Genomic DNA, 6,464 nt, shown 5'->3' with positions numbered 1-6,464 from the left:
AGCCGGCGGGCGCCGCTCCTCAAAACCGCTGTCAGCGGATCCTCGACCGTCTCCGGCTGACGCAGGGGGACAACAGTGGTATCGCTCATCTCGGCGTATCGCTCCTTCGGGAGGTTCAGGCAGGCTTTCACCCACCTCGATACGCCGCCTCTCTCACATCGCCATCACCCACTTTCGGCGATAGCTCCGTCACGACATTGGGTGGCGTTTACGACCAGAAGCAGCACCGCATCCAGCTCACCTGCGTAAGCCGCGGCGTCGGGACCGCTGCCTTCGGCTCCGGCCTGCTGTAGTGCCTGGCAAGCGGCTGGATTGAGATCCACGCCGTAAGTGGCGAGGCCTGCGGCAATGCAGGAACGCGCAGCCCCCATACCCATCGAGCCGAGGCCGATGACGCACACCCGGTATCTGTTGTTGCTCATGCCCCCTCGGTGTGAATTTTTGGTTTCCCGCGTCGCGACAGCGCCGTTACGCGAAAACTGCGCCCGTGGGAATACCATAAATGCACAGAATGTCACAACGTGCGTTGCGGCTCGCGCTGCGGGCGGGACGGCGTGGTTCCTGCCCAGCTGTACGCCTGGGCGCCACGAGAATTGGAGATCACCCGGAGCTGGCCGCGGCCCTTGGTTCCTCGAACCGTGGGGCTTCGGCAACCGCCATGGAGCCCGGCCGCCCATCCTGTTCCACCGTGGCGCCTTTCTGAGACCTCGTCTTCGGCCCGGTCCGGCTCCGTTTCACACGTCGACGGGGCATCAAGCGGACAGTACCAGCACCTCGCTGGGATTCCGGCCGAGCTACGAGCGCAGTCACAAACGACCAGGGATGACGCGCCGGCAGGATCGGCTCGAATGGCTGGCGCTCTGGCCGAAGGGCGTCATCTTGAGATCTCGATCAACGATATCTGGCGATCAGCACTTCATCTCTGGGCTCGACATCGCTCTGCGTCCGCGACGTACTACCCCGGTTCATGCAGCCCGATGCGTCCTACCGTCGCGTCATACCTTGAAGCACCTGAAGGCGCCGCGCGCGGCGGTTGTCATGAAGGCGTTGTCGCTGGTTGAAAGGGTGGGATTCACCGGTGCCTTGGCGGGCGCAACAGTGGTGTCAGCGGCCCTCGGCGTATGCGCACAGCCAGCCAGCACGACGACTGAAAAAGGTTCACTCCAGAGAAGCTGCCCCGCCCGAATTCTCCCTCGATGGTTAACCGCCGAGGAGGGGCGCGTGGCGCCACAGCTAAGCACAGCCCTCGTGCGCCTTACCAACGCCCGAGGCCCGCAAGCGCTCCGGCAACCACGAAGAAAGCTCGCCCCTGCCCTAACCCCTGTCGCCGAGCTGATGACGGCCAGCGAAACCAGCAAATCAGGTCTGGTACGGCGCTCCTCCCCGGCCCGGGGCCGCTACGGCCCGGAAGGGGCAAGGTATGTCGCCCCTTCCAATAGGGCCCGGCAACCTGCCATCGGATGCACTGAGCGGTGCTACGACTATGCGCTGCCCGGCCGCGCTCTGCGCGGGCCCGCGAATGTCACACAGCCGGTCAAGCAAGCCGATGGCCGCGTGCCAGTACCACTCTGCATCCACCTTGTTCTGCGCATCACGGGCACAAAGAGCGAGCAACTGCCCGGTCGCCCTCGCCAAAGGAACGAAGGAGTGACGTTCGCCACGTTTGGCCTCACTCAACAGGCGCGCGATGCGGCGCTGCAGGCCGAGCCTGCCAAGACGGAACCAGAATCGCCGAAAGCGGCTTGTGGCTGCCGTGTGTCCGGTGTGGTCTGGGGCGTGAAGTCGAGGCAGGACCTGCTCGGATAGCGCGTCGATCAGAACCTCAGCTCGCCAAGGATCCAGCGCGTCGTTGGTACCCAGGATCCGTGGAGCAAAAGGCTTCAGACGGCCTCGCACCTCGGCTGGCATGTGATCGTTGATCGGGATAGCGAAGGCGCGGATCACCGGGGAGGCGCAGAGTGGGCGGTCAGTGTGTGGTTCCTTCGCCAGAAGAGCCACAAGTGACATAATGCAGGCCGTTCCCTGCTCAGGATCCCCGACACCACATACCAGCTCGACGCGGTCGAGGATGTGCTGCAGCTCCAGGCTCATGGGATGCTCTCTCGGCTCTCGGCCCACGCCGACAAGACAGATAACGTCCAGCTCGCCACTTGGCTTCAGGCAGCCAGCAGAACTCCACGGCCGGCGCAACGTCTAGCTACTCAGCCCCCAAGGCTGGCCGGCCCTACCAGCAAGACGGCGGTCACTGCCTGCCCGGCACTCCCCTTCCCGGCCCCTGCACCGGAGCTGGCGGCCCCGCGGAAGGATCTCTCAGCACAGCATGCTCAGATCGTGCCACATGTGCGAGTGCTGTCTAGCATCTTGAGAGACACCGACCCGTCAGATTTCCGGGCTAGTAAGCCGATCCTTTTAGATGAATTCTCGAACTTGTGATGCGCGTCCAATGCTGCCGCAACCTGCTCATGCTGCGGACCACCCTTGGGTGTACACGTGGTCCGAGCCAGCATTCTAACACGGCCGCCTGTTGTCTAACTGGTCACTTACATTTGGCTGGGATCCCAGTCGGATAACAGCAAGACACAGCGAAGAGCGCATAGCTCGTCGAGCGCCCCTTGTCCGAAAACTGGAAGCCTTAGAAACCAAGATCGCTCTAGCAGGCAACCAGTGTGCCCCACCAATTGGCCCGGAGTACATGGCATGTTCTTTCGTGATCGTGCTGAAGCGGGACGGCTCCTGGCAGAGCGTCTGCTGCACCTGCGGGGCCAAGATACTGTGGTGTTGGCCCTGCCCCGAGGCGGCGTTCCGGTCAGCGTCCCCATAGCCGAGGCGCTCGGTGCCGTGCTTGACCTGCTGATGGTGCGCAAAATCGGGGCGCCCGGTAACCCTGAGTACGGCATCGGCGCGATCGTCGGTGGATTGCGGCCCCAAACCATAATCCGGAAGGAGGTCTCGAGGGAGCTTGGCATCACTGATGGTTATATCGAGCAGGAATGCGCGCGCGAGATGCAGGAGATCGAGCGCCGTCGTGCGCTCTACCCCCACGGACGGCATCCGACAAAGTTAGAGGGGCGCACGGTCATTCTCGTGGATGATGGCATCGCTACCGGCGTGACAATCCGCGCTGGGCTGCTGGCGTTGGAGCGCGCCGGGGCCGCGCGCATCGTCCTGGCGGCACCGGTCGTACCACCGGAGGTTGCCGACGCGCTCCGGCCCCTTTGCGACGAGGCCGTGTTCCTGGCCGAGCCGGCTTCCTTTCAGGCGGTCAGCGCCTCCTATGGCGATTTTCACCAGGTCACGGATGCGGAGGTCATCGCGCTCTTGGATCAGGCAGCCTCTCGACCCGGGAGAGACGAGGCGACGTGAATGGGAGCGCGGCTGAAGGTTCATAGGCAGGGTTGGCGCTTTCACCCGCTCAGCCCGCCCTCAAAGGATTTCTCGTGAGCGCGCCCGCAAGATGATGAACACGCAGCCCCATGGCACCCGCCGGTCAGCAGCAAATTCTCCGCTCAGTGAGATTGCAGTCTTCGGACAGGTCCAGCAACGCATTGGCTTCCTTGGTACTGAACAGTACCGCCACGACCGGGGCCAGCCGCAGCAGGGTCGGCCGGAACGCGTCTGAGGACTATTCCGGCTTGATCCCGGCGATCTCAATTGCATGTCGGGCCTTCGCCAGCTTCCCCTGCAGGAAGGCGGCGGCACCGGGCGTGGTCAGCTCCGGTCCTTTGGGCCGATCCGTGCCGAAAGATGCCAGCCGGGCCAGCACCTCAGGATATGCCGCTGCCTCGGCCACCGCGACCTGGAGCGTCTGTAGCACCGGCTCCGGCGTACCCGCCGGCGCGAAGAGGCTAACGAAAGAGGCGGTCAGGATATCCTTCAGTCCCTGCTCGGCGAAGGTTGGCACATCGGGCACTTGTGGCGAGCGCTGTGCGGCCGCCACGCCGAGGATGCGCCCGCGCCCGTCCCGCTGGAAGTCCAGGACGCTCGGCAGTTCGATCAGGATACCATCCACGTTTCCCGCGGCAAAGTCCGGCAGGGTGTTGACGCCACCGCGATAGGGCACATGCATAAGGTAAGCCCCCGTCGCCGCCTTGAGGAGTCGAGACGGAGGCAATTGCCCGGCCCACGCTGCAGCTTCCTACCATCACCCCGGCGCGCTTCGTCTTCGAGTAGGCAACCAACTCGGCCAGGTTCCGCACGGAAATTTCGGACCGGACAATGATGACCACAGACACCTGCCCGAGCAAGGCGATCGGCGTCAGGTCCTTCATCGTGTCATAACGTGGCGCCGCCACCAGAAGCGGGCCGTTGACGATAGAGCCGGGGCGGCCGATCAGCAGCGTGTAGCCGTCCGGCTTGGATCGAATGACCGCCTCCGTGCCGATGGCGCCCGTTGCGCCGCTCCGGTGCTTAACCACGATGGGCTGGCCCAGACGTGTTGCTATGCGCGCGGCCAAACGCCGTGCCGTGACGTCGCTGTTGCCGCCCGCCGCGAATGAGCGCCGTCTGGTTCAGCGGCAGGATGCCGCACTTTGTCGCTGCGACGGCCATTCCGGCGCGGGTATGGGCGTGGATCACCGCCGCCACCTCCGGCCGCGCCTTGTGGATCGCGCCATGGATCACATGACCGGACTTGTTGATCCCGTAAGCGGTGTCCGGCTTCAGACAATGTTTCTCTCGACATCAATCTTGCGCCCGCTCTCCAAACCGGCCAATACGGGTCGTGGCTGGCGCCGGCTACAACAGCCACGCGCCGCGAGCCCTTCTCGGTCTTTCGGCGTCGGCCGGCAAATTCAACCCAACGCTGATCGGCCCGTCGCCTATCTCGCTCCGCTCTACAACAACCGCGTCCGGGTCGAGCGTCTCTGGGCAAGCTCAACGTTGGAGCACCGTGCTAAGCTGAGCCGCCGCCAGTCGCTACGAGAAAATCGCCTCGTCCCTCGCCGGCCTCCGTATCTCACCACGGCACTGAACCGGCTCGGGCCCTAAAACGGCCGAACTCGGGCAACTCGCCACCACGTAATGACAATGTAAGGACCCCTGCCTACACGTCTCTGGGTGAAGGGGGCAAAGCTACATGTACAATGCAGTCCTGCCAGGCATGGCCAAGATCCTCGACATCAGAATCTCCGGCACAACGATGACGCTCGGCATGCCACCCCTCCTCGTCGAGTTCGAGGTGGAGGACGGTATTCGGACAGTCTACCTCTCGCCGGAGCGCTTCAGGAACCTTATGATCCTGGAAGCCTTCCGGACTGGAAAGCTCATCCCTATCCCCACGCCCTGACTCGAGGAACTGCCCTCAACAGGCGGGCCATCATCCTGGTTCAGGTTTCCAAGGGAACCGATTGACGCCCGGCGGCAACGGCTTGGCGGCACCCCTTACGTTGCGCGGCACAAAACGAAACGGATGCCGATGCCGTTCTCCGACCGTTACCATCTACATTGTGTAGCTTTAAATCGGCTCGGCTCGTGGAGCAGCGCACGCCATGCCCGGAACCACACCTGTCCACCTCTGTCGCCTGCTCATGGTGCAGGAGGTTTTCAGACCATCGACGGAGCCCTGGGGGCGGGTGGTGGTACTTTACAGAATGGAAGGCGGCTCGAAGATGATTCACATATCACCTGAGCGAGCAGAAGAGCTGGACCTATTCTCTGCCCTGCTGGAGGGGCGCCCGGTCCCCATCCCGCACAGCTGATGGCTGCCACCCTGCTCGGGCGCATCGACCTCGTTTCGAGCACCGGCGGGCAGTGAGCTCAGTGCGATTGCTTACGCGACCAGGCCAGTGGTCCTCACAGCGCTGCGGCGGGTGAATGGACACGCAATGGCTGGAGTAGTTGCCGAGGATGGCATGACGCCGCGGCGACGCAACAGCGTTAAACCCGGCTCACCCTTGCCGGCGAGGCCATTCTCAAACCCGCGTCGTGCCAACTGTCTCTCGATGTGCTGTTTGGCGGAAACCTATGCCGTAGGTGCGGTCTCGGTGTGTGGCTGCGCGGGCGGAGGGCCGCTGTGGCCGCGTTGCCGAATTCCCCAGCTGTTGCCCTCGCGCGTGACGACCGGATCGGGCGCAAGGTTTGGCGCCCAGTGGACTGAATGGCTCGGGCGGAAGCGCTGCGATGGCTTCTCCAAAATCCAGTTGATCGCGCAAGAGGGTGACAGCAAACGCGGCATTTTGGACCCGGAGGTAAGCGTCAGCCGATCCCCGCAGGTGGCGCGGCGGGCGTGAAGTTCCACGGCAGGAGTTCGTCGAGGCGGTCGATGGTGTGGCCACGGGCGAGGCGGTCGAGCACGGCGGCGATGTAGGCTTCCGGGTCCAGGCCGTTCAGCTTGGCGGTCTCGGCGACGGTGTAGATGATGGCGGCCCGATTGCCGCCTGCGTCCGACCCAAGGAACAGAAAATTCTTCCTCGTCAAAGCGATGCCGCGCAGCAGCCGCTCGGCGAGGTTATTGTCGATCGAGAGCC

7 protein-coding genes and 1 pseudogene are annotated in these 6,464 nt (G+C 63.8%); 3 read left to right on the top strand and 5 right to left on the bottom strand.

Annotated features, from left to right (window positions below; genetic code table 11):
• Positions 1–164: 164 nt before the first annotated feature.
• Positions 165–422, bottom strand: a complete 258-nt coding sequence (locus tag ACO1BU_RS35555) for an NAD(P)-binding domain-containing protein (protein WP_481133263.1) — start codon at positions 420–422, stop codon at positions 165–167.
• A gap of 1,225 nt (positions 423–1,647) precedes the next feature.
• Between ACO1BU_RS35555 and ACO1BU_RS35550 the strand changes: the two genes are divergently transcribed.
• Positions 1,648–1,806, top strand: coding sequence for a hypothetical protein (locus ACO1BU_RS35550; RefSeq protein ID WP_424140607.1), 159 nt, complete (start codon positions 1,648–1,650; stop codon positions 1,804–1,806).
• Between the two features lie 891 nt (positions 1,807–2,697).
• Positions 2,698–3,363: a phosphoribosyltransferase gene (locus ACO1BU_RS35545; RefSeq protein ID WP_424140606.1), complete on the top strand. Its 666-nt coding sequence runs from the start codon at positions 2,698–2,700 to the stop codon at positions 3,361–3,363.
• Between the two features lie 259 nt (positions 3,364–3,622).
• Here the strand turns inward: ACO1BU_RS35545 and ACO1BU_RS35540 are convergent, their stop codons facing one another.
• The 3 genes and pseudogenes from ACO1BU_RS35540 to ACO1BU_RS35530 all read right to left on the bottom strand — a co-directional run bounded on the left by ACO1BU_RS35540 (position 3,623) and on the right by ACO1BU_RS35530 (position 4,638).
• Entirely contained in the window at positions 3,623–4,111 is a 489-nt protein-coding gene (locus tag ACO1BU_RS35540) for a Bug family tripartite tricarboxylate transporter substrate binding protein (RefSeq protein WP_424140605.1), read from the bottom strand.
• Positions 4,112–4,181: 70 nt separating this feature from the next.
• Positions 4,182–4,415 (bottom strand): annotated as a pseudogene (locus ACO1BU_RS35535) (tripartite tricarboxylate transporter substrate-binding protein); the annotation flags it as partial.
• Positions 4,408–4,638, bottom strand: coding sequence for a class II aldolase/adducin family protein (locus tag ACO1BU_RS35530; protein ID WP_424140608.1), 231 nt, complete (start codon positions 4,636–4,638; stop codon positions 4,408–4,410). The gene ACO1BU_RS35530 and the pseudogene ACO1BU_RS35535, both read right to left, overlap by 8 nt.
• 436 nt (positions 4,639–5,074) lie before the next feature.
• On the opposite strand from ACO1BU_RS35530, the gene ACO1BU_RS35525 reads away from it, so the two are divergent.
• Positions 5,075–5,284 carry a hypothetical protein gene (locus ACO1BU_RS35525; RefSeq protein WP_424140604.1) on the top strand — a complete coding sequence of 70 codons (210 nt, stop codon included), beginning with the start codon at positions 5,075–5,077 and terminating at the stop codon, positions 5,282–5,284.
• Between the two features lie 908 nt (positions 5,285–6,192).
• Here ACO1BU_RS35525 and ACO1BU_RS35520 read toward each other — a convergent pair.
• Positions 6,193–6,464: transposase domain-containing protein (locus ACO1BU_RS35520; RefSeq protein WP_424140603.1), on the bottom strand; the 272-nt coding region annotated here is incomplete at its 5' end.

It is taken from the genome of Roseomonas chloroacetimidivorans (assembly GCF_049629625.1).
GTDB lineage: Bacteria > Pseudomonadota > Alphaproteobacteria > Acetobacterales > Acetobacteraceae > Roseomonas > Roseomonas chloroacetimidivorans.
The sequence above is the reverse complement of the archived record's forward strand: the minus strand, read 5'-3'. Positions and strand labels throughout refer to the sequence as shown.